This is a genomic window from Prosthecobacter fluviatilis, from assembly GCF_042655725.1.
Lineage (GTDB): Bacteria > Verrucomicrobiota > Verrucomicrobiia > Verrucomicrobiales > Verrucomicrobiaceae > Prosthecobacter > Prosthecobacter fluviatilis.
On sequence record NZ_JBHSMQ010000002.1, the window covers coordinates 557,844 to 580,194 of the forward strand.

20 protein-coding genes are annotated in these 22,351 nt (G+C 61.4%); 8 read left to right on the top strand and 12 right to left on the bottom strand.

The annotated features are described in order from the left end of the window. Window positions 1-7 precede the first annotated feature (7 nt). Complete coding sequence (locus ACFQDI_RS07315; RefSeq protein WP_377164951.1) at window positions 8-421, top strand: hypothetical protein; 414 nt, start codon at window positions 8-10, stop codon at window positions 419-421. On the opposite strand, the gene ACFQDI_RS07320 is transcribed toward ACFQDI_RS07315, so the two are convergent. The 5 genes from ACFQDI_RS07320 to ACFQDI_RS07340 all read right to left on the bottom strand — a co-directional run bounded on the left by ACFQDI_RS07320 (window position 422) and on the right by ACFQDI_RS07340 (window position 7,286). Continuing rightward, a complete protein-coding gene (locus tag ACFQDI_RS07320) occupies window positions 422-1,303 on the bottom strand; it encodes a CvfB family protein (RefSeq protein ID WP_377164953.1) in 882 nt (293 codons plus the stop codon). It abuts the gene before it with no gap. Window positions 1,304-1,342: 39 nt separating this feature from the next. After that, window positions 1,343-2,566, bottom strand: a complete 1,224-nt coding sequence (locus tag ACFQDI_RS07325; protein ID WP_377164955.1) for a PQQ-binding-like beta-propeller repeat protein — start codon at window positions 2,564-2,566, stop codon at window positions 1,343-1,345. Between the two features lie 16 nt (window positions 2,567-2,582). After that, on the bottom strand, window positions 2,583-3,593 hold the full coding sequence (gene tsaD, locus ACFQDI_RS07330; RefSeq protein WP_377164957.1) for a tRNA (adenosine(37)-N6)-threonylcarbamoyltransferase complex transferase subunit TsaD: 1,011 nt from the start codon (window positions 3,591-3,593) through the stop codon (window positions 2,583-2,585). A 578-nt stretch (window positions 3,594-4,171) separates the two neighbouring features. Beyond that, complete coding sequence (locus ACFQDI_RS07335; protein WP_377164959.1) at window positions 4,172-4,369, bottom strand: CPXCG motif-containing cysteine-rich protein; 198 nt, start codon at window positions 4,367-4,369, stop codon at window positions 4,172-4,174. Between the two features lie 79 nt (window positions 4,370-4,448). Continuing rightward, window positions 4,449-7,286 (bottom strand): PQQ-dependent sugar dehydrogenase, encoded by a 2,838-nt coding sequence (locus ACFQDI_RS07340; protein WP_377164961.1) that lies wholly within the window; start codon window positions 7,284-7,286, stop codon window positions 4,449-4,451. A gap of 98 nt (window positions 7,287-7,384) precedes the next feature. On the opposite strand from ACFQDI_RS07340, the gene ACFQDI_RS07345 reads away from it, so the two are divergent. The 3 genes from ACFQDI_RS07345 to ACFQDI_RS07355 all read left to right on the top strand — a co-directional run bounded on the left by ACFQDI_RS07345 (window position 7,385) and on the right by ACFQDI_RS07355 (window position 9,999). Further along, window positions 7,385-8,254, top strand: a complete 870-nt coding sequence (locus ACFQDI_RS07345) for a hypothetical protein (protein WP_377164963.1) — start codon at window positions 7,385-7,387, stop codon at window positions 8,252-8,254. A gap of 85 nt (window positions 8,255-8,339) precedes the next feature. Beyond that, a complete protein-coding gene (locus ACFQDI_RS07350) occupies window positions 8,340-9,341 on the top strand; it encodes a sugar phosphate isomerase/epimerase family protein (RefSeq protein ID WP_377164965.1) in 1,002 nt (333 codons plus the stop codon). 226 nt (window positions 9,342-9,567) lie between these two features. Then, window positions 9,568-9,999 carry a hypothetical protein gene (locus ACFQDI_RS07355; RefSeq protein ID WP_377164967.1) on the top strand — a complete coding sequence of 144 codons (432 nt, stop codon included), beginning with the start codon at window positions 9,568-9,570 and terminating at the stop codon, window positions 9,997-9,999. A 1-nt stretch (window position 10,000) separates the two neighbouring features. On the opposite strand, the gene ACFQDI_RS07360 is transcribed toward ACFQDI_RS07355, so the two are convergent. Both ACFQDI_RS07360 and ACFQDI_RS07365 read right to left on the bottom strand, forming a co-directional pair. Continuing rightward, the gene (locus ACFQDI_RS07360; protein WP_377164969.1) at window positions 10,001-11,353 is read right to left on the bottom strand and encodes a neutral/alkaline non-lysosomal ceramidase N-terminal domain-containing protein; all 1,353 of its coding nucleotides are present in this window, start codon (window positions 11,351-11,353) and stop codon (window positions 10,001-10,003) included. Window positions 11,354-11,358: 5 nt separating this feature from the next. Further along, a complete protein-coding gene (locus ACFQDI_RS07365; protein ID WP_377164971.1) occupies window positions 11,359-12,582 on the bottom strand; it encodes a PQQ-binding-like beta-propeller repeat protein in 1,224 nt (407 codons plus the stop codon). Window positions 12,583-12,773: 191 nt separating this feature from the next. Here ACFQDI_RS07365 and ACFQDI_RS07370 point away from each other — a divergent pair, with 191 nt between their 5' ends. From ACFQDI_RS07370 to ACFQDI_RS07380, 3 genes are read left to right on the top strand one after another with little or no spacing between them, the layout of a single operon-like run. Then, on the top strand, window positions 12,774-15,179 hold the full coding sequence (locus tag ACFQDI_RS07370; RefSeq protein ID WP_377164973.1) for a Tex family protein: 2,406 nt from the start codon (window positions 12,774-12,776) through the stop codon (window positions 15,177-15,179). A gap of 47 nt (window positions 15,180-15,226) precedes the next feature. Beyond that, window positions 15,227-15,679 (top strand): hypothetical protein, encoded by a 453-nt coding sequence (locus tag ACFQDI_RS07375; protein ID WP_377164975.1) that lies wholly within the window; start codon window positions 15,227-15,229, stop codon window positions 15,677-15,679. A 53-nt stretch (window positions 15,680-15,732) separates the two neighbouring features. Then, window positions 15,733-16,320 carry a hypothetical protein gene (locus tag ACFQDI_RS07380; RefSeq protein WP_377164977.1) on the top strand — a complete coding sequence of 196 codons (588 nt, stop codon included), beginning with the start codon at window positions 15,733-15,735 and terminating at the stop codon, window positions 16,318-16,320. A gap of 85 nt (window positions 16,321-16,405) precedes the next feature. On the opposite strand, the gene ACFQDI_RS07385 is transcribed toward ACFQDI_RS07380, so the two are convergent. The 5 genes from ACFQDI_RS07385 to ACFQDI_RS07405 all read right to left on the bottom strand — a co-directional run bounded on the left by ACFQDI_RS07385 (window position 16,406) and on the right by ACFQDI_RS07405 (window position 21,494). Then, window positions 16,406-16,657 carry a hypothetical protein gene (locus tag ACFQDI_RS07385; protein ID WP_377164979.1) on the bottom strand — a complete coding sequence of 84 codons (252 nt, stop codon included), beginning with the start codon at window positions 16,655-16,657 and terminating at the stop codon, window positions 16,406-16,408. A 145-nt stretch (window positions 16,658-16,802) separates the two neighbouring features. Further along, window positions 16,803-17,525 (bottom strand): hypothetical protein, encoded by a 723-nt coding sequence (locus tag ACFQDI_RS07390; RefSeq protein ID WP_377164981.1) that lies wholly within the window; start codon window positions 17,523-17,525, stop codon window positions 16,803-16,805. Window positions 17,526-17,689: 164 nt separating this feature from the next. Beyond that, window positions 17,690-18,868, bottom strand: coding sequence for a radical SAM protein (locus tag ACFQDI_RS07395; RefSeq protein ID WP_377164983.1), 1,179 nt, complete (start codon window positions 18,866-18,868; stop codon window positions 17,690-17,692). 180 nt (window positions 18,869-19,048) lie between these two features. Continuing rightward, window positions 19,049-20,128, bottom strand: coding sequence for a pyridoxal-phosphate-dependent aminotransferase family protein (locus ACFQDI_RS07400; protein ID WP_377164985.1), 1,080 nt, complete (start codon window positions 20,126-20,128; stop codon window positions 19,049-19,051). 469 nt (window positions 20,129-20,597) lie between these two features. Then, window positions 20,598-21,494, bottom strand: coding sequence for a sugar phosphate isomerase/epimerase family protein (locus ACFQDI_RS07405; RefSeq protein ID WP_377164987.1), 897 nt, complete (start codon window positions 21,492-21,494; stop codon window positions 20,598-20,600). Between the two features lie 47 nt (window positions 21,495-21,541). Here ACFQDI_RS07405 and ACFQDI_RS07410 point away from each other — a divergent pair, with 47 nt between their 5' ends. Then, window positions 21,542-22,342 carry an SDR family NAD(P)-dependent oxidoreductase gene (locus ACFQDI_RS07410; RefSeq protein ID WP_377164989.1) on the top strand — a complete coding sequence of 267 codons (801 nt, stop codon included), beginning with the start codon at window positions 21,542-21,544 and terminating at the stop codon, window positions 22,340-22,342. Window positions 22,343-22,351 lie beyond the last annotated feature (9 nt).

Consider the following 22,351-nt stretch of genomic DNA (forward strand, 5'->3'; position numbering starts at 1 on the left):
GGAAAAGATGACATGGGCAGCAAGCACCGCGGTGCTTGCTGCCTTTTTCTTTTGGGCGAACGTGACCCGAATGAAAACTGAGCTGGTTTCGGACGAAGAGATCCATGCATTCACCGAAACATCTCACACCATCTCCGAAGATGAGTTTGACGTGTTTTACAATGCGGTCAGGGATTATCTCGAGACACAGGGGAGTTTCTGCGAGGGAGGGCTTGAAGAAGCAGATTTTTCTTCAAGCCGCTGGGTGGATCCTGTATCCACACTTACCGTGGTTTCGAGCGTTACGGTCACTCAATCAATGGCCGAAGGGCTCCTTCGAGAGCTGATGAAACTCAAGAAGCCTCATGTCGTTGTTTTTGACGGTGGCATCGAAACTTCATGTGTCACATCCGATGGCCGCTTTTTGAAGTCGCAGCATTGATCAAGGTTTCCCTGAAGGCTTCCAGTCACCTTCTTTCGCTTCGCGAACATCCAGGGTTTCGATGCCCGGGTTCGTGAAGCGGATGCGGCGCTGCTTGTAGAGCGCGCCAAGCGCCTGCTTGAAGGCTTTCTTGCTGGCCTCAAAGTGGCTGCGAATGACTTCCGGCGGGCTGTCATCGTCATAGGGGAGCTTGCCGCCGTTGTTCTTGAGAGCTTCGAGAATCCGGTCCGTCAGTGAAGCCACACGCTGGTAGCCTGAGGCATCCAGGCTGAGGTCGATCTTGCCTCCCGGATGGACGGCGCTGACGAAGCCGTTGATCTTCTGCCCGACCTGCAGCGGGGCACCGATGTTGGTGTGATAGAGCAGACCAAGGTGAGTGCCCGCCACGATCGCGTTGTAGCCCAGCGGTGTGCGGGCGGTGATCAGCAGGGGGACTGGCTGTGCTGGTTTGAATGGCGGGCGCTCGCGGCTCAGATGGCGGTTTAGCCGCGTGGTGGCGATGATGCGGTCTGTTTTTTCGTCGAGCATGATGTAGGCGACGACCTTGTCACCGACGTAAACCTGCTCCGCCTGCTCACGGAAAGGCAGCAGCAGATCCTTGAGCAGGCCCCACTTTAAAAACGCTCCGATGTTGCGGTTCACACTCACGACTTCCAGGGTGGCGAATTCACCCACCATGGCAAAAGGCTGCTCCGTGGTGGCCACGAGCCGGTCTTCGGAATCGCGGTAGATGAACACATCGAGCGAATCGCCAAGGCTGGTGCCCTTGGGGATGTAGCGGTTCGGCAGCAAAATTTCGCCATGCTCGCCCCCGTCCAGGTAAACGCCATGCGGCGTGCTGTGTAGTACGATGAGTGAGTTGCGTCTGCCAATCTGAGCCATGATGCCCAGACTAGACGCGGCTGCGGATCAATCCAGCGACTACTTCACCTTCAGCACAACCAGCTTTTCCGCATCCCGGGCAAACAGCAGGCCGTTGGAGAAAGCATCATGGCTGCGGTGCCCTGCCCGTGTGATCTGGCTGCGCTGCAGGAGGTTGAATTTTTTGGGGTCGGCGGTGAAGATCAGCAGCTCACCGGCTTCGCTGTGCAGCAGGATTTGGTCACCTACCAAGATTAGAGTGCCGCCCTGCAGGTGGTCAGGCGCTTCCCAGGCCACCTTGCCATCGGCCACGGAGATGCAGCGCAATGTCATGCCGGTCTCCTGGCGCCCGTGCAGACCATACACATGCCCGGCGTGGTAAATGGGGGTGGTGTAATGGCAGTCCAGCGCGTCGGCTTTTTTCCACACGCCGGTCAGGACGTGTTCAGACTTGTTCCACTGCCAGAGGCCGGCCCCCACGTCATAGGCGGCGCTGAAAAACAGCCTGCCATTCTCACAGGGCACCGGGGCGGAGGCGTTGACGGAGGCGTCGATGCGGGCGCGGAAAGGTTCATTGGCCAGCACCTTGCCGTCGTTGCTCTGCAGCAGGAGGATGCCGCTGCGGGTGAAAAAGGCGCATACCCCCGGATCTTCAGGGAGCAGCACGGGGGAAGAATAGCTCGCCTCATCTTCGCCGGCCTGCCAGAGCAGTTTGCCCGTCGCCAGATCCAGCGCGATGATGCCTGCACCGCCTTTGGAATTTCTGCCCCCCACATTGAGGAGCACCTTGCCGTTCGTCACAAGCGGGGAGCAGGCACGGCCAAAGTAGCCCTGCGGCGATTCGAGCTCGGCGACGGTGTCATAGCTCCAGAGCTCCCGGCCGGTTTCGAAATCGAGCGCCTGCACCATGCCCTCAGGGCCGTGAGTGATGACTTTGCCTGCGGAAATGCATGGCACAGCCCGTGGGCCGTTGTCGAAGCCAAAGCTGTCGCGGTAGCTGGTGGGGCAGGCATGCTTCCAGAGCGGTTTGCCATCTGCGGCTGCCAGAGCTTCGGTGATCACCTCGCCCCCTACACGATGAGTCACGATCACGCGGTTGTTGCTGACGACGGCTCCGGCATGGCCGCTGCCCAGCATGCGCTTCCAGATGATCTCTGGCTCTGTGCTGCCAGTGACCGGCGCCTCGTCAGTGGCGGTGCAGTTTCGCTGCGGACCCAGGAACTGCGGCCAGTCGCCCGCCTGCAGGGTGGTTAACGCGCAGAAAATGAGCAGGAGCGGGCGCATGGCAAAGAGGGGGGGATTAGCTGACGAGGGAGAGGTTGGGGTCCACATCCGCCTCCAGGGGAGAGGTGTGACCAGTGCTGAAACGCTGCGACGCGGCAAATGCGATCATGCCGGCATTATCTGTGCAAAGATCCGGCCTGGCCAGCAGCAGTTGCAGGCCTGCTTTGGCGCTGCGCGCTGCAAGTGCGGCTCGCAGTCCCCGGTTGCAGCTGACGCCGCCGCTGACCGCCAGGGTTTTCTCGCCGCATTGCTTTGCCGCCAGCAGCAGCTTTTCGACCAGCACCTCAATGATCGCCGCCTGCACGCTGGCGCAGAGATCTGCCAGCACCTGCTCGTTTTTCAGATCCAGGCGCGGCAGCTCATAAAGCACCGCAGTCTTCAGGCCGCTGAAGCTGAACTCCAGGCTGCGACCGTCCAGGAAGCTTCTTGGAAAGGCAAAGGCCTCTGGATTGCCGCGGGCGGCCAGCTTGTCGATCTCCGGGCCGCCGGGGTAGGGGAGGCCGATCATTTTGGCCACTTTGTCAAAGGCCTCGCCGGCGGCATCATCCCGGGTGCGGCCCAGCAGTTCGTAGCGACCAACACCGTGCACGCGCACCAGCATGGTGTGGCCTCCGCTGACGATGAGCGCCACGCAGGGGCGCACAGGACCGTTTTCGCCCATGAAAGGAGAGAGCAGATGGCCCTCCATATGGTTTACGGCAATGAAGGGCTTGTCTTCCGCAATGGCCAGCGCCTTGGCCATCGAGGTGCCGATGAGCAGTGAGCTGACCAGTCCCGGGCCGCTGGTGGCTGCAAAAGCGGCCATGTCACCGAGTGTTTTTCCGGCATCTGCCAGCACCTGCTGCACCAGCGGGCGGGCATGCAGAATGTGATTGCGAGAAGCCACCTCTGGCACGACCCCGCCATACTGGCGGTGGATTTCAATCTGCGAGGAGATGCGGCTCGCGATCAGTTCGCCCCTCAGCGTGCAGATGGCTGCAGCGGTCTCATCGCAGGAGGATTCTAGGGCGAGCAGGCAGTCTGGCATGGTGCTGCATCCATGAAGTGAAAAACGGGGGAAGGCATCAGGAATTCGGTGCCAGGGGAACAAAAAACCGCCGTCCTCCGGTTGGGTGGGGGACGGCGGCTTGGATGAGTGCTTGTGACCGTCTTTGCAGTCGGCCTTCGCTTTGGCGTTGCACTTCGCACATGCCTTCTTAGCTGGGACAGGATGCATGAAGCATCACGGACGCAGCGACAGAACAGTGGCAAGACGGATCATGAAATGATCAGACGCAAGTCGGACAATCAGCCGCTCTAAGCGGCGGAATGCTTACTTGCCGCTGTGCACTGGTGGCGGCGGAGGAGGAGGAGCAGGCTGCTGGCAGGCGGACAGGACGGCGGAAGCCGCGATGAGGGTGAGGATAGCGATTTTCATGTGTGTGGGTGTTAACCAGTTTGTTAAGCATCCCATCCACCAGACTCCTGGCAGCGGGATTTTTCGAAACTAACGACAACTTCTGTTTTTGCAAATATCCAAATGCATTCTCTGCGAAAACTCGCATAAAAGAGTAGTAACACGGAAACTTGGGACTACCAGAATGTCAGTCTTCATGATGGGGGACATTACCCGTAAGGTCCGCTCTCCCCCAGCCCGTAAGCCATGCCCATGACTTCGCCGTCATCTTCTGAAAACAAGATGCGCAGAGGACGGCAGCATATCTCGCAGTCGTAGTCCACATCACATGGCACTTCATCATAGGACGGCGCAGGAACTTCAAATTCCTGGAAGCAGCTCGGGCAGGTGACAGGCGTGGTATGCATCACATGCAGGGTAACGCGCCAGACGGTGCCTGTGTACGCAGCTTTGTCATCGGAGGAATGCGGGGCGCGGGCGGCCTCTTTATTTCAGTCCTGATAGATACGAAACCACATCCGCCGCCTCCTGTTCCGTCATGCTTTGCAGCAGCCCTTCCGGCATCAGCGAGGAGGGCTGTGACTGCTGGCTTTGGATTTGATCCTGGGCAATGGCCTGCGGCTGGCCGCCGGGAAGTTTCATGGTGGTGGAGCCACCGTTGGAGCGGGTGATGAAACCTGTCTGCACACGCCCGTCCTTCAAGGTGACGACCCAAGTCTCGTAGCCTTTGGCGATGACCTTCGATGGCTGCTTCAGGCTTTCGAGGATTTGCTCGCGCGTGAGCCGTGCCCCGACCTTGCTCAGGTCGGGGCCGAAATCATGGCCGCTGCCGTTGATGATGTGACATGCGAAGCACGCGGCCATTTTGCCGGTCATGCTCAGGAGCTCGCCGCCCCGTTTTGCGTTCCCTTGGACGGCGAGAAGTTTCTTCACGTCGAAGTTCATGCCCAAAGTTTTGACCCGCTGATCCGGTGGCAGAAAGCGCTCAAACAGGGAGGTGATGTTCGGGTCACCGCTTGCCATCGCTGCTTTGATGGCGGCTGCCCGCCGCGGCTGCGGGATTTGTTCATTGGACACCGCCATCATCAAATGAGTCGGAGAACTTCGGAACCAGTGCAGGGGATCCGCATGGATTCGATGTTCGTTTTCCGGATGTCTGCCAGAGAGCAGCTCGGCCTCATGCTCTGAGTCTCCTTTCTGCAGCATGTCCTCTTTGCTGACATAGCTTTCTGCGGGGCCTTTCTTGGGGGAAATGCCCGAGATCCATTCCCACAGCAGCTTCAGGCCAGCGGGGTCGGGATCACGTGCGCCGATCATCGGCATGTGGCCGCTGCCAGTCCGCGCCACACGCTGAAAAAGGATGCTGCGGTGAGGGGCCCATGGGTAGATCACGGCGGGATCGCTGATGCCAAAGTCTCCTCGGGTCGGCTTTTCATAGACCGTCATCGTTTCGGCCGTGGGCAGGTCAAAGTTCAGCATCAGCGGCACGCTGCCCCCACCATGGCGGCGGTGGCAGTGCGCGCAGTTGGCATGCAGCCAGGAGCGCGCGCGGGTTTCCAGAGGGGGCTTCGGATCATGGCTGGAGACGAGGTGAGCAGGCTGCCATTCAGTGAAGGGGCCGTCAAAGAGCTCAGATACATCGGCTGGCTCTTTGCCGGCGATGCGGACGAGCTGGTCGGGCTGAAAACCCAGGGTGAAGCCGCTCCAATTGGTGTGGCAGCGTGCGCACTCGCCACGGCTGTGGATACGCCAGGGCTGCTTTTGCACGGTGAATTCCTCGCCATCTGCTTTCACCAGTTCGGCATCCGTGCCTTTCTCATTCCAGCGGTAGGAGTAGCCGTTCCAGGTCTCGCCGTCGAAATGTAAAACCTGCGTCTCGATGCGCTGCTGCGTGGCCGGCCAGGTGATGGTGCGGGCGAGCACGGAGTCGGCGGGCCATTCGACTTTGTAGTTCGGTTTGGCGGGGGGGCCGCCACGGGTCGTCTTGATACGGCTGCTTTGTGGAAGCGCAATGAAGCGCGTGGCGGTGGCGCCGTCCTGCCACATGGGTTCGGCGATCTCAAAGGGCAGCACACCTGCTGCGGGTGTTTGAGAGGCGGTGTCCTTAAACAAGCCTGTCTCGCTGAGCTTGTGTGGGAACTGGCTCGGCTTGGCGACCGAGGGATTCGGTGCCAGACGGTAGATGCGCGTGTCCTTCTCCCAGTTCATCCAGTACAGCTCGCCGTCTTCACTCTGGCCAAAGGTCACAATCTTGTGCGGCGTATCGGCGATCTCCTCGCGTCGCGTCACCTGTTTGCCGTCATGCCAGAGCGCCCAGATTTTGCCCGTCTCGTAGTCGCCGTAGATGTAGGCATCCTTCAGCTCCGGAAAGCGGTTGCCATGGTACACATAGCCGCCGGTGATGCTCGCGGCCTCCGTGTGCGGATGTGCAGCCACAGGCGGGATGACGGGCTCAGGGCGCTGAGTCTCGGGCTTGATCGGCTGGCTCGCCTCGTAGGCGCTCCAGCCGTGGTTCCCGCCGCGCTGCACCAGGTGGATCATTTCCCACAGCTCCCAGCCGACATCGCCACACCAGAGGCGGCCCTTGCCGTCAAAGCTGATCTTCCAGGGATTGCGAAAACCGAAGGCCCATATCTCCGGCATGGCGTTGGGCGTTTTCAAAAACGGATTGTCCGGCGGGATGGCATAGGCTTGGCCGTTTTCTGTGCGGTCCACGTCAATGCGCAGGATGGAGGACAGCAGGTCGCTGATGTCCTGCCCGGTGTTCAGCGGATCGGGTGGCGAGGGCACCTCGGAGTCGCCGGTGGAGATGTAGAGCATGCCATCGGGGCCGAACTGCAAAGACGCTCCGTTGTGCCCGCCGCTGCGCCACGTCAGCAGCACGGTCTCGGATGTGGGATCGAGCACCGGGGGCTCCTGCTGGCTGAGCTTGAAGCGTGAGAGCTTGGTGCCATCCGGCACTTTGTCTCCATACGCATAGCAGAGGAAGACGTGGCCGTTCTCCCGCCACTTCGGGTGGAAGGCGATGCCGTAGGCGTATTGCAGCTGCGGGTGGCCGGGTTTGAGGTCGATGAGGAGATCCTGCTGCCGGGCATCCGGTGCGTCCTTGAAGCTCCATATTTTGCCTCCCTTTTCCACGGCGATGAAACGTCGCGCGCCGGGCATGGGCACCATCTCCAGCGCCTCATGGAGGACGATGCCGGGAAAGGCCTGCTCGGGGATGCAGGGCTTTGCGGCCTCGGGTGAGCCCTGAATGCGCGAGGTTGTCCATTGCGCATGAATCGTGGTGGAAAAGGCCAGGCAGAGCAGCAGCACGCGGGTCATGGCCGCATGATGCAGGGTGGCGGCCCTTTTAGCCAAGCAGGAAATGCGGGGCACTTGCAGCTTGTGCGGCCCTGCGTGGTTTGGATAGTCTCGCCGCCATGTCCTTTTTGCTCCGCCTTCTGCTGCTCTGCCTCGCAGCCGTGTCGCTCAATGCCGCAGACAGCGAATCTCCTGTGGAACTCAGCTCCACAGCCGGTCTCCGCAGCGGCACTCTGCTGAGGGAAAAGCGCGAGGTCCGCGTGCAGGAAGGAAAAGCACGCATGGAGCCGTCGAATCCTGACAGTGGCTTTTCCTGCCGGTTTATGCAGAAGGTCAACCTGGTCCGCCGCCTGCTGGGCAGCGACTCCGAGGAGGTGCAGGTGCGCGAGATGGTCTGCGAACTGGTGAACTACAGCGGTGTGCCGCCGCCCCCCAGCGAGCAGGCCGCCCCTCTGGTGGGTAAAACCCTGCGCATGCGCAAGACCGGCGGCTCGTGGAAGGCCACCTTGACCGAGGGCAAAGCCAGCGCCGAAGAGCAAAAATTCATGGCCGATCTGGCTTTCACCCGGCTGCTGCTGGAAATTCCCGAAGCCTGCCTGCTCAATCAGACACGCAAAGCCGGAGAGGCCTGGAAAGTCGGCATCAACGAATCTGCCGGCAAGGCCTACGGAGCCGTGGTGGCCAGGGACATCGAGTGCACGCTCGTCTCCATGAATGAGCAGCCTGGCGGCCCTCTGGCCACGGTTCACCTTGCGGGCAGTTTCAGCATGCAGCGGCCCATGGGCTACCTGAGCGAGATCGAGGTCACCTTTGACGCCACCCTCGTCCGCCGGCTCTCGGACATGCTGGATCTGGACACCAGGATCTCCGGCCAGCTGAAGCTCGTCGGCATCGTCAAAGACAAGGCGGGAAAACCGGTCCGGCTGATCCAGGAAATGCCCTACACCCTGACCCGCTCAATGGCCCCGGAGCGCAAACAGGCCCCGTAAACCCGGCAAAAAAACGTCATTCATATTCGACATTCGCCAATCTTTCTCCTTCTTCCCCGCCTCAACTCAACCACACCCTACGTTCATGCCACGCCCCGTCACCCTCTTCACCGGCCAGTGGGCCGATCTTTCCTGCGATACCATGATCCAGAAGGCCAAGGCCTTCGGCTATGACGGTGTCGAACTCGCCTGCTGGGGCGACCACTTCGAAGTGGACAAGGCAGACCAGGCCTACTGCGACGCCAAGCGTGCCAAGCTGAAGGCCGCCGGCATGCAGTGCCACGCCATCTCCACCCACCTCGTGGGCCAGGCCGTGTGCGACAACATCGACCCCCGCCACGCGCAGATCCTGCCTCAGCACATCTACGGCGACGGCAATCCTGAAGGTGTGCGCCAGCGCGCCGCTGAGGAGCTCATCAAGACCGCTCACGCCGCCAAGCGCTTTGGCGTCAGCGTGGTGAACGGCTTCACCGGCAGCAGCATCTGGCATCTCGTCTATTCCTTCCCGCCGAATCTCCCAGGGCAGATCGACGCAGGCTACAAGGACTTCGCCAAGCGCTTCACCCCCATCTTCGACGAATACCAGAAGCTCGGCATCCGCTACGCGCTGGAAGTGCACCCCACGGAAATCGCTTTCGACATCGCCAGCGCCGAGCGCGCCCTCCAGGCAGTCGATTACCACCCCGCCTTCGGCTTCAACTTCGACCCCAGCCACTTCGGCTACCAGGGTGTGGACTACATCAAGTTCATCTACAAGTTCAGCGACCGCATTTTCCACGTGCACATGAAGGACGTGGCCTGGGGCATCGGTGACGGCACAGCCGGCGTCTTCGGCGGCCATGTGGACTTCCACAAGCCCAGCCGCTACTGGGACTTCAAGTCCGTGGGCCGTGGCAACATCAACTTTGAGCGCATCATCCGCGCCCTCAACGACATCGACTACGGCGGCCCGCTGAGCGTCGAGTGGGAAGACGGCGCCATGGACCGCGAGTTCGGCGCCGCCGAATCCGCCGCCTTCGTGAAGAAGATCGACTTCCCGCCGAGCAAGATCATCTTCGACGCGCAGTTCGCCGAGAACAGCAAGTAATGCGACCGCGCACTCTGCGCGCACCTGCTGCAACCTTGAACGGCCCGGGAATTATCCCGGGCCGTTCTAGTTTTGTCGGCCCAGACGCTGCAATCGAGTGGCGTTCGCTCCTAAGATGCGATTTCCAGGACTCAAAAGGCTGTAACCTTCCAACACAGACCCCGTTGGTACATGGGCAAACTGTCGGCCAATCAGGCCGCAGTTGCAGATGAATCTGACCACGCCCATGAAGACCCAACTGATCACCGTCGTCGTCGCAGCGCTCTTTCCGTTCACACTCCTTGCCCAGGAGCCGTCCAAGGCTTCCGGGCCGGATGCGAAAATCATCGCGAAACTCACCGAGCTTGTTCAAATCCGGGAGCAGCAGGTCGAAATCGAGCAGGCTTTGTACAAATCGGGCCGGGCTTCTGCGGAGAATGGAGCCGGGGTGGAGGCGGCCCAGGTGGAGCTGGCGGAGGCACGGGTGGATCTTGCTCTCGAACAGGGAGTGAGGGAGGCTCTGATCACCGCGCTGCAGGGGCTGGTGGCGGCGAACGAACAGCGGGTGGAATGGGCCATACGCATGAAGGAGCTCGCACGTGCATCAGACGTCGGAGTCAAGCAGGCGCAGGCAGAGCTGCTGAAGGCGCAGGTGCGCCTGCTGCGGGCGCAGAAGTGATTCACTCCACCGCCTTCCGCAGCTCCATCACCGTGTTGATGATGTGCTCCTCCGTCTTGTCGCTCCAGCGCGTGGGGTGGCTGCCGTAGATCATGGCGCCGCCGCCTTCGTAGCCGCCCTCCTGCCAGATGCGCAGGCTGGGGATGTAGGCCATCACGTCATTGGTGTAGCCGCTGATCCAGACGATGGGATCCTTGAGGTCCTGCTTGAGGCGGAGCGAGTAGTCCACCACCACCTCACCGCCGAGCGTGACCCAGGTGAGGTCATTGCCCAGGCGCAGCACCTGCACTGGATAGGGGTAGGTCGTGGGTAGGGCACCTTCATCGGCCATGCGCTGCAGGATGCGTGTGCCATGCCCGACCAGGTATTTGTTCGTGGACTTCTGCTCTTCGAGCAGCTGCTCGCGTGTGGGCAGCTTGTCATAGGCCAGCGGGATCTCGCGATACGCGGCACGGATGGTGCCCTTGAGTCGCTGCATGTTCGTCTCCAGCGCAGCCTGCACGGAGGTGGCGAGAGATTTGCCGTGCGTTTGCGCCAGCTCCATCGTCTTGCGCGGGTAGGGGTTCTGGTCGCCGCTGCAGCCGTTGGCAAACATGGCGACGGCATCGGGGTGCGCCTTTTCGATCTCCTGCTGCGCATAGCCTGCGTAGTCGCCGCTGAACTTCTGGTGCCCGAGCACGGTGCAGTGGCAGGCGTAGCCAAAAATGATGGCGATGTCCTTGCCCTCTGCCGTGCTGGCTCGCAGCACAGGCACGGTTTGGTCCACCGGTCCTTTTGGATTCGGAAAGTTGTTCCACCCGCCTTTGCCATCCGGTGTGCGGCGGTTCATCGAGACCCCGCAGCGTGCCGTGCTGTAGTCCAGATGCGCGGGCACGGATTTCTCCATAGCCTCGCCGACGAGGCGCACCAGCGTGTCCTCCAGTTGTGCCGTGTATTCTGCGGCCTCTTTCTCGCGCAGCGCCAGATCATCCGCGCCATAGATTTTGCTCGTGCGCAGTTCGGGGCCGCTATGCGTGTGGGAGGCATTGATGGCCAGATTCGCGGGCTCGATGCCGTGCTGTTTCTTCACCCGCTCCGCCACAGCCAGGCGCAGATTTCTCGGCACGCCGATCAGGTCCATCGTGATGAGGGCAAACCGTCCACCCGTTTGATCCGTGAGCACAAAGGCCTTGGCAAACAGGTCCAGTTCCACGCCTTCAGACGGCTTGGTGCGTCCTGCATAGCCTGCCATCCACATGGGCTTCTCGGGTGTGATCTTGGCCGAGGCCGCGCCCGCCTTCCAAACGGGGGCCTCAGGTGCGGGCACAGCGGCGATGACGAAGACGGCGAGAAGGACGGGCAGCCAGAGTTTCATGCCAACTACCAAAGCCTCCAGGCGGACAATTCTTTATCGCTGCGCGCAAATATCCTGTTTCCCGCAAAGGCCGGGTGCGCCCAGGTTTTGCCAATGATCTGCCAGCGGGCCAGTTCCACGTGCTTGTCAGGCTGGAGTATGACATACACGAGTTCGCCGTCGGCATTCAGCAGTGCGGCGAGGCTGGCAGACTCCTGCATCCACACCAGGCTCATCTGCGGATTGCCGCCCTTGGGCGTCAGCGTGTTGCCATCGCTCCACAGAATCTTGCCGGTCTTGAGCTCGAAGGCCTGCAGGCCACGGCTCTTGTCGAGCATGTAAACCACACCGTCTTTAAACAAAGGAGCCGACATGAGGCCGCAGATCTCAGCCTGATTTTCCCACAACAGGTCGGCACTTTTCTCGCCGAGTTGCAGCGCCTTCGCTCCATGCCAGTAGCCCGAGACGAGCAGCATGCCGTCATGATAAAGCGGCTGCGCGATGCTGACTCCGTACGTGATCTTGTAGGGGAAGGTCCAGTTCAGCCGGCCGTTGTCCGGATCAAGGCTCTGCACGTTTTCCGGCCCCCACGCGATGAGCTGACGCGCGCCTGCATGGGTGATGATTTCCGGTGTGCAGTAGCCTGCCGGATCAGGCCCGCCGCGCCAGACTTCCTTGCCCGAGTTTTTATCCAGGGCGATCACCGATCCGGCATCCGCACCCACATGCAGCAGCACGCGGCTGCCATCGATCACCGGAGACGCCGCGAAGCCCCACTTGGGAAGCTTCGCCCCAAACGTTTGCACCGTGTCCACCTGCCAGATCACCCGGCCTGTCTCGGCCTCGAGGCAGGCAGCCACCCCCGTCGCACCCAGCGCATAAGCCTTGCCCTCGCTGATGCTGACCGAGGCACGCGGTCCGGTGCCGTACTCCATGCCGCCATAGCTCACCTCCCAGCTGTGCTGCCAGAGAGTGCTGCCGCTTTCTGCATCAAAGCACAGGACGCGCTCGATCTCTTTGGGCGTCTTGACCCGGTCCATCACATACACTTTTCCCCCGCTTGCAGTGACGCCGCCGAATCCGGCGCCGATCTCTTTTTTCCAAAGTCGTTCAGGTTCTTTTTTGGCAAAGTCAGCAGGGATGCCCTGCGGATTCCAGCGCCCATCGGCATTCGGCCCGCGCCAGCGGGGCCATTCATCAGCGGCGGACGCCACGGCCGAAATCCAAAAAAACGCCAAAATTTTCTTCATGGAGCTTCAATACGGCGCGGTCATGAAAATTTCGCAGCGCGATGTCAAGCCATGCCTCTGACAAAAGTTTTTCACAAGTGACGCTGATTGGTTGCTGCATGGAAACGTCTCGCTAATTCCACCCTCCCCAACGGCTTCATACACTGCAACGGAGTGCATGAGGTCCGCAACCATCCCAACAATTTCCAACCATGTCTGCTGCCAACGAACTCAATATCAATGTCGCCCACGTCGAGCGTGTCTCCAAAGAGCTGGGGCTGAAGGCCATCCAGGTGGGTGCCACGGCCAAGCTGCTGGCTGACGGAGCCACCGTCCCCTTCATTTCCCGCTATCGTAAAGAGGCCACCGGTTCCCTCGACGAAGTGCAGATCCAGAACATCCAGGAGCGCATGGGCCAGCTCGTGGCGCTGGATGACCGCCGCACCGCCATCGTGAAATCTCTCGAAGAGCGCAAGCTCATGACCGACGTGCTGCGTGGCAAAATCGAAAAGGCCGAGACGATGAATGCGCTGGAGGACATCTTCGCGCCGTTCCGTCCGAAGCGCCGCACCCGCGCCACCATCGCCAAGGAAAAGGGCCTCGAGCCGCTGGCCGATTTCATCGAGGCCAATCTCATGACCTCCGGCGTGGATCTCAACACCGAGGTGGCCAAGTATGTGAACCCGGATCACGAAAACGAGGAGCTGCGCGTCAAGGATGCCGCAGACGCCCTCAGCGGTGCGCGCGACATCATCGCCGAGCGCATCAGCGACCACGCCGAAGCACGCGCCGCGTTGCGCAAGCTTTTCGCCGAGCAGTCCACGGTCGTCTCCAAGGTCATGTTTGGAAAAGAGAAGGACGAGGAGGCGCAGAAGTTCCGCGACTACTTCGACTGGACCGAGCCGCTCAAGTCCATCCCCTCCCACCGCATGCTGGCCATCCGGCGTGGTGAAAAAGAAGGCTACCTGCTCATGCGCATCCAGCCGGCGGAAGACACCGCCATCAAGATCATCGAGAACCTTTTCGTCAAAGGCGGCAACGCCTGCACCGACCAGATGAAGCTGGCCTGTGCAGACAGCTACAAGCGCCTGCTCAGCTCCAGCATGGAGACCGAGGCACGCCTTGAGTCCAAGAAGAAGGCGGACACCGAGGCCGTGCGCGTGTTTGCCGACAACCTGCGCGAGCTCCTGCTGGCCGCTCCGCTGGGGCAGAAGCGCGTGCTCGGCATCGACCCCGGCTTCCGCACGGGGTGCAAGATCGTCGTTCTGGATGCCCAGGGCCAGCTGCTCTACAATGACGTGATCTACCTCCTCGGCGAAGGCAGTGGTCTGCTGCACGCGAAGAATTTGGTGCTCAATCTGGTGGACCGTTACAAGATCCAGGCCATCGCCATCGGCAACGGCACCGCCAGCCGTGAAACGGAAATGTTCGTGAAGAAGATCGGCGTGCCGGCCTCCATCCCCGTCATCATGGTGAATGAAAGCGGCGCCTCCATCTACAGCGCCAGCGAGGTCGCGCGTGAGGAGTTCCCGAATCACGATGTCACCGTGCGCGGCTCCGTCTCCATCGCCCGTCGTCTCATGGACCCGCTGGCAGAGCTGGTGAAGCTGGACCCCAAATCCATCGGCGTGGGCCAGTACCAGCACGACGTGGATCAGAACCAGCTCAAGACCAGCCTGGACAACGTCGTCATCAGCGCGGTGAACGGCGTGGGCGTGGAGCTGAACACCGCCAGCAAGCAGCTTCTCAGCTACGTCTCCGGTCTCAACAGCGCGCACGCCGCCAACATCGTGGCCTTCCGCAACGAGAACGGCCCCTTCAAGAGCCGCAAGGATCTCATGAAGGTGCCGAGACTTGGAGACAAGGCCTTCGAGCAGGCCGCAGGCTTCCTGCGCATTCGCGATGCCGCGCATCCGCTGGATGCCAGCGCGGTGCATCCCGAGCGCTACCCGCTGGTGGAAAAAATGGCGGCGGACATCGGCTGCACTGTTTCAGACCTCATGCAGCGCGCCGAGCTGCGCCAGAAGATCGACCTCAAGAAATACGTGAGCGCAGACGTGGGCCTGCCGACGCTGCAGGACATCATGAACGAACTCGCGAAGCCCGGACGCGATCCGCGCAAGCAGTTTGAAGTCTTCACCTTTGCCGAAGGTGTGAACGAGATGAAGGACCTTACCGTGGGAATGAAGCTTCCCGGCATCGTGACGAACGTGACGGCTTTCGGCGCCTTTGTGGACATCGGCGTGCATCAAGATGGCCTCGTACATGTGAGCCAGCTTAGCGACACCTTTGTGCGGGATCCCGCCGAAGTCGTGAAGGTGGCGCAAAAGGTCACGGTGACCGTCACGGAGGTGGACATTCAGCGCAAGCGCATCGCCCTCAGCATGAAGTCGAAGCCCGACTTTGAGAAGAAGCAGGGCAGCGCCGGCCCGCGCCCCGCAGGCGGCGGTGGCGGCCAGGGCGGCGGTCAGCGCAGCTTTTCCAGCAGCGGCGGTGGTCGCAGCTCCGGCGGCGGCATGGGCAACCCCTTTGGCGGCGGTGGCATGGGCAATCCTTTCGGAGGCGGCGGTGGCGGCGGCGACTGGTTCACCGCGGCAACGCAGAAAGGCAAGAAGTAGCAGCTGCGCCTTGTCTTCACGGCTCGTTGACTGTGTATTGACAGTCAATGAGCCAAGGCTCCTCAGCTTCTCCGAAATCCCGGCTCGTCTTTCATCTTCAGCACCTGCTGCCCCTGGCGTTGGTTGTGCTGGTATGCTGGGGGCTGTTTCGGGAGGATCAGTTCAGGCAGGAAGTTTTTCTGCACGGAGTCGATGCAAGGGCGGCTGTCGAGCGCTGCGAAACTTTCAGGCACGGCCCCCAGCTGCTTTTACGGTATTGGGTAGATGCTCGCGCCGTCACCAACTGGGTTAAGGTCAGTGGCAAGTTTGCGGAGAGATTTAAAGAGGGCGTCCCTCCCTCTGCCGAGATTTCAATCAAGCATCCGAAAGGCAGGGACCGGCCGGTTGTCATCCCAACGGACCCATCCTACGGCAATGGCGTGAATTACTTTATCCCGGTCATTTTGGGGCTGCTCATCGTCATCTCCTATGGGGGCAAGCTTGAGCAAAAACGTGAATGAAAACCATCGGTCTGCGGCCTTGCCACACGGCGGGGCGTCTCTTACGCTCTCCCATGAATCTCGCGCGCCTCGCTTCGCTGGCCCTTCCGCTGCTCCTCGCCCACTGTGTGGACCCCTATTACGGACCCAACGGCCCGGACCCCTATGCCAATCCCTACCGCCAGGACATGCGGGATCAGGGGGCGCAGATGAATGCCATGGCCTTTGAGCGCGGCCAGCAGGACGGCCAGTCGGACGCGCAGCAGGGGCTGCCGCCGGACTACACGCGCTACCCCTCGCGGTTTGACCGCAATACCACAATGGCCTACCGCGACGGCTACAACCAGCGCTACAATCAGATGCGTGGCAGCCAGGGGCAGCCCGGCGTGAATCCCGGCTACGGCAACAATCAGCCCGGAGCCCTGCCACCACCTCCTGGCACCGCACAGCAGCAGCGCGATCCCGTCTACAATCAAGGCTACGACTACGGTCTGCGTGACCGCACCAACGGGCGCGTGGCAGACCCCTCAGCTTTTGTGGGGCGCTATGACCCACGCTACCGCTCCAGCTTTGAGCGCGGTTATTACGATGCCTTCAACTCCAGCTCCAATGGCACTGCGCCCGCCTATCCCGGCAGTGGCGGCAATGGCTGGTTCCAGTAAGCACCTCGGTGGCCGGGCAAAAAAACACCGTCATGGCAGGCCATGACGGTGATCTTTAAAAAGGCAGTTTCAGCCGATGGGCCGACTACTCCTGAGCGGCAGCTTCAGGAGCGGCGGTTTCTGTCACTTCCACGGCGGCGGCGGTTTCAGCGGCCTTGGCCTTGGCAGGGGCCTTCTTCACGGCTGCTTTCTTGGCTGGAGCTTTCTTGGCGCCTTTGGCGTCTGCTTTGGCGGCACGTGCCTTGCGGGACACGCCGGCTTTGGCCAGAGCTTTCTTGCGGGCGATGTAAAGCTTACGGCGGCGGCGTTTGATGACTTTGTTCAGTTGTTGACCCATGATGGATGATCGGTTGTCGTTTTACGTTTTTTGAGGGCTGGAAGAGTTCCACTGTTCAAGGTCGAATCAAGACCAAATACAGGCCCCCACCCCGGTTTTCACCGGAGGCGGCTCTAGGGCTGGTTTTGGGCGGCCCGGCGCTTTATCAGGGTTTTTTCTCCTCAGGCTGGGGCTTGTCGCTCGTTTTGGGGGGCTCGACGCTGGGTTCCAGCCGCGGCTCCACGGTGTTTGTGGCCTGCTGAGTCGGCGGCACGCGGAACAATTTTCCGGTGTAGGGGCATTTCACCGTCTGGCCCGCGCTCATGCCGGAGACATCCACCAGCTGGGTTTTGCCGGCGAAGGGGCTGGTGACCATGTTCATGCGGCCGGGCACTGCGCTGCCGTAGGGCAGGGCGTCGGTGGACAGGGCGACTGGCTCATTGTCATCAGCTTTCGGTGTCGGGCTGACGGCCGGGGTCTTGCGCTCAGCGGGAGTGGTGCGGAGATGGGTGGGTTCTTCCACCGGGATCTTCACATCCGGTTTGCTTGCCAGCGAGGGCAGGCTGGACCTCGTGCGTGGCACATACCTGGTGCCGCCAGCGGGGGTGGAAAGTGTGCCCAGGTAGCTGTTTGGCACAAATCCGGAAAGGCCGGACGAGCCGTAGTGTGGGCGCCGGGGCAGGGTGGAGTACCTCTGGGCGTAGGAGCTGCCAGCCCGGAAGGGTGGGGAGGGCTGCCTGGCGGAACTCAGGTAGGGCAGCAGTCCCTGTGTCTGAATGCTGCGCCAGGCCTGCTGCGGAGGCATCGAGCACTGCACCAGAAGGACGCCTGTCGTCAGCACGGCGAGCATTCGTGCTGCAGTGGCAGCGGGGCGGTGCGAGGTACTCATGAGTTTCAGTGAGATGAAAATGTTGAAGCGGATGCAGCAATGCCACACCGCATGACTCCACGCATGCTTGCAGGGACAGAGCCAAAGGGCAAGAAATCAGGCGCGCAAAATCTGCCCGCCACAGCAGACTTCATGGAATTTCCATAGCGACTGAATTTTATGTCTCAAGCTGCCTGCGCGATGCCAATTTCCTGCTCATTGAGATAGCAGGAGGGGTCAGGAGCCCAGAGGTCACCCGTCATCTGCAGGGCACGCACGCGGAAGCCGCCTCCGCACACATCCAGAAAGCTGCACTCGGCGCACTTGCCGGTCAGGTGCTCTTTGCGATTCCGCAGGGCATTGAGCGTGGCGTTGTCGCGGTTGCTCCAGATGTCGCTGAACTTGCGGTCCTTCACATTGCCGAGGGTGAGCTCGTGCCAGAACTGGTCCGGGTGCACATTCCCCTGGGTGTCGATGTTGCTGATGCCGGTGCCGCTGCTGTTGGCGCCACCGCCGTTCCATTTCAGCAGCTCCATGGCACGTTCTGCCCGTTCCGGGTTTTCGCGCTTCAGGCGCATGTAGAGGTAGGGACCGTCCACGGGCTGGTCCACGGTGAGTACTTCGCGGGGCTTTCCGCTGGCGGCCCACTTGGCGGTGCGGTCCAGGATTTTGTCGATGGCGCCGCGCGTCTCCTCATGCGGCACCTCCATCAGCTCCGCGCCGCGGCCGCTGTAAACGAGGTGGTAGAAGCACACGCGCTCGATGTCTTCTTTTTCGATGAAGTCCAGGATGCCCTCGATGTCGGCGATGTTGTGGCGGGAGAGCGTGAGGCGCAGGCCCACCTTCTGACCCACGGCCTTGCAGTTGCGGAAGGCGGCCACCGCCTTGTCAAAGCAGCCCACCTTGCCGCGGAAGTGGTCGTGCGTGGCGCCCATGCCGTCCAGCGAGATGCCCACATACGAGAAGCCGATATTCTTGATGCGCTGCGCCCACTCCGGGGTGATCAGCGTGCCATTGGTGGAAAGCGTGAGGCGCAGGCCCTTGCTCGTGGCGTATTCGGCCAGCTCAAAGAAGTGCGGGTGGATGGTGGGCTCGCCACCGGAGAGCAGCAGCGCGGGTATCTTGTACTCCGCGAGATCATCGATGACGGCCTGGCACTGCTCCCACGTGAGTTCGCCGGGGTAGAACTTGGAATCGGAGTCCTGGTAGCAGTGCACGCACTTCAGATTGCAGCGGCGGGTGATGTTCCAGACGACGATGGGGCGGCGCTCGGCGGCGGAGGTGGGCGAGCCATGACCGCGCCCGTAGCGCAGGTGGTCCATGGGCTGGGCGACATCACAGTAAAGGCGGGTGAGGTTGATCATGACGCCCTTAAAAACGCACACCGCCTCCCGCGATGCCCCGCCGATCTTGCGCAATGCGTGGCAGCGATTGCCCCGGCCTGATTGCCTGCCTGTCTGCCGCCATACAAACAAAGAACGGCCCTGAATCCAGGGCCGTTCGAAGGTCCATCAGCGTTGTCGCTGAGGCGTGGGGCGCAGCGGCTAGAGCTTCGCGAGGCTGTCGTCCAGCGCGGCGATCACCGTGCTGATGCTGGCCTCGGACTCGTCGCCCATGTTGGACACGCGGAAGGTCTTGCCCTTCAGCTTGCCGTAGCCGCCGTCGATGATCATGCTGTGGTTCTTCTTCAGCAGGGCGATGAAGGCCGCCACGTCGATGTTCTTGTTGTTGGCCACGCAGGTCAGGGACTTGGAGCGGAAGCCTTCGGGGGCGAAGAACTCAAAGCCATTCCGGCGCACCCACTCGTGCACCATGCCGTTGAGCTTGGCGTGGCGGGCGTAGCGGTTTTCCACGCCTTCGGCGAAGATCTTCTGCAGCTGGTGGCGCAGGCCGTAGATGAGGCTGATGCACGGCGTGCTCGGCGTCATGCTCTTCTCGCCGTTCGCCTTGAACTCCAGGAAGTCAAAGTAGTAGCCGCGGTCATTGATGGTGGCGGCGCGGGCCATGGCGGCCTCGGACGCGGTGAAGAGCGCCAGGCCCGGAGGCAGCGCAAAGGCCTTCTGGCTGCCAGTCAGCAGCACGTCCAGGCCCAGCTCGTCAAAATTCACCGGTACGGTGGTGAAGCCGGACACGGAGTCCGTGATGAACATCACATCCGGGTACTTCTTCTTTAGCGCGGCGATCTCTGCGATGGGGCTGAGCACGCCCGTGGAGGTCTCATTGTGGATGAAGGTCACGGCGTCGAACTCGCCGGTGGCCAGGCGCTTGTCGATCTCGTCGGCACGCACGGGCTGGCCCCACTCCACCTGGTAGGCCTCGGCTTCCTTGCCGCAGCGCTTGGAAACGTCCAGCCACTTGTCGGAAAAGGCGCCGTTGCAGCAATTGAGAACTTTCTTTTTCACCAGATTGCGGATGGAGCCCTCCATCACCCCCCAGGCGGAGGAGGTGCTCAGAAACACCTGCTGCTTGGTGCCGAAGAGCGTCTGCAGCATCGGCTGGATTTCGGCGTACAGATCCTGGAACCCCTTGCCGCGATGCCCGATCATCGGCTGCGCCATGGCGGCATAGGTGTCAGGGCTGACTTCAACGGGTCCGGGGATGTAGAGTTTGACGTGGTTGCTCATTGCGTTGGGTGAAGGGGGGAGGCGGAGTGTAGGGCGCTCCGGCGGACGCGCAAGGGCTGTGTGCGTGGGCGGGTCAGAGACGGTCCTGGCGCCTTTCCAAAGTTTCCGAGTATTGCGGGCGGAAAGTCGCCAGTGGAAGCAACCGCCAAGATACCTACAACAACGGTTGGCTAGGCGGCATTGGTAGACTCCTGAGTGTAGTATGTCGGCTCTCCATCGTGCTTCCAAAACACAATGAGACGTGAACACTTTTCACAATGAAAGACCTCGCGGCTATGGACAAAAAGTTTGGAAAAGTCGTCCGAGGTTGGCGAATTTCCGAGGTCATCCCATTCATCATCCAGAATGAGGCGGAATACCTTCGATCCCGCGAACAGATTCGTTCCGATGCGGTTGCCGCATGTGCAAAGAATCGTAGATGACATAAGGAATGCGAGACGAGAACAGTGGGAACTCAAAGGTGGTTAACTCACGTCCACCCCAGCCACCCCTTGAGCGTCGCGAAATCGCGCACATGCGCTTCGCGGAAGCCCTTCAGCACCGCAGCGTCCTTGGGGTTCCCCTCCAGATACTCCAGATGCAGCGAGATGGGGCCGGTGTAGTCGGATTTCATGAGCATCTCCCCATATTTCGGATCCACCTGGCCTTCGCCGAGGGGGCAGGTGACGAGCTTGCGGCCGTTCCATTTGAAGTCCTTAAAGTAGGCGGCGCCGATGTGGTCTTTGACGAGGTTGAACTCCAGCGGCCATGACAGGCCGCCTTCGCAGGTGGAGTGCAGGATGTCGTAGGCGAAGCTGAAGTCCGCCGCCGGATACTCGCGCATGATGGAGTAGATGTCCCACACAGGCGCGCCGAAGTAGTCCTTGCCGCTGTGGTTTTGGAACATGGGCTGGATGCCGATCTCCTTGCACAGGGCCACGAGGTCCTTGATCTTGGGGCGCACGGCCTGGAGCTGGTCCCAGATGGGCTGCTTGAGGTCGTACTTGTAGTAGTTCATGCGGAAGCGCTTCACGCCCAGCTTGGCCGCCGTGCGCAGCACCTCCTCGGTGCGCTGCTCCTTGCTTACCTCATTGATGCCGGAGGTCATGATGGTCATCTCCAGCCCCTGCTTTTTCAGTGCCTCGATGTACTTCGGCAGCTCGTCCACCACCTTCTCAGGCTCGATGTGGCCCTTGGGCCGGATCGGCGACTCCACGCCATTGTAGCCGGCCTCCGCCCCCAGGCTGGCGATGTCGTCATAGCTCAGGCCGATCAGGTGCTTGGTGAAGAAGCACACGGTGTTCTTCGTTTTCGGCGTTTCCGCCATCAGCGGAGTTGTAAAAGCCAAAGCAGAGAGGTTGCGCAGGAAAGTACGGCGTGTGTTCATGAGTGAGCTTGAACAACGACATCGCACGTCCGACTCCTTCACTCAACATGCATTCCGTCTCCGGCCAGAACATCATCCTCATGGGCGGCACCACAGGCCTGGGCCTGTCTGCGGCCAAAAAGCTCGTGGCCGCCGGGGCGCGGGTGGTGGTGACGAGCCGCACGCAGGAGAATGTGGACGCCGCGCTGGCAGAGCTTGGCCCGCAGGCGCGTGGCTTTGCTGCCGATGCCGCCACGCCTGAGGCCGCCGAGCGCGCGGTGGAGCTGGCCGTCACCGAATTTGGCCGGCTGGACGCTCTCTACCATGTGGCCGGCGGCAGCGGCCGCAGCCGGGGAGATGGCCCGCTGCATGAGCTGACCGACGAGGGCCTGGAATACACGCTCGCTCTCAACCTCAACTCCGTCATCTACTCCAACCGCGCTGCGGTGAAGCAATTCCTCAAGCAGGGCGGTGGCGGGGTGATCCTCAACATGGCCAGCGTGCTGGGTTACTCGCCCTCCGCGCAGTTCTTTGCCTCGCACGCCTACGCGGCGGCCAAGGCGGGCATCATCGGCTTCAGCAAATCCATCGCCGCCTACTATGCGCCGCAAAACATCCGAGTGAACGTCATCGCCCCCGCGCTGGTCGAGACGCCGATGTCCAAACGCGCTGCGGGAAACAACGAGATCATGAACTTCATCAAAACCAAACAGCCCCTCGACGGCGGCCGCATCGGCCAGCCCGAAGACTGCGATGCCGCGGCGCTGATGCTGCTCTCTGCCGATTCCAAGTTCATCACCGGCCAGGTCCTCGCCGTGGACGGCGGGTGGACAGTGAGTGAGGGGCAGATTCCGGATGCTGGCTGCTAGATGCTTGAT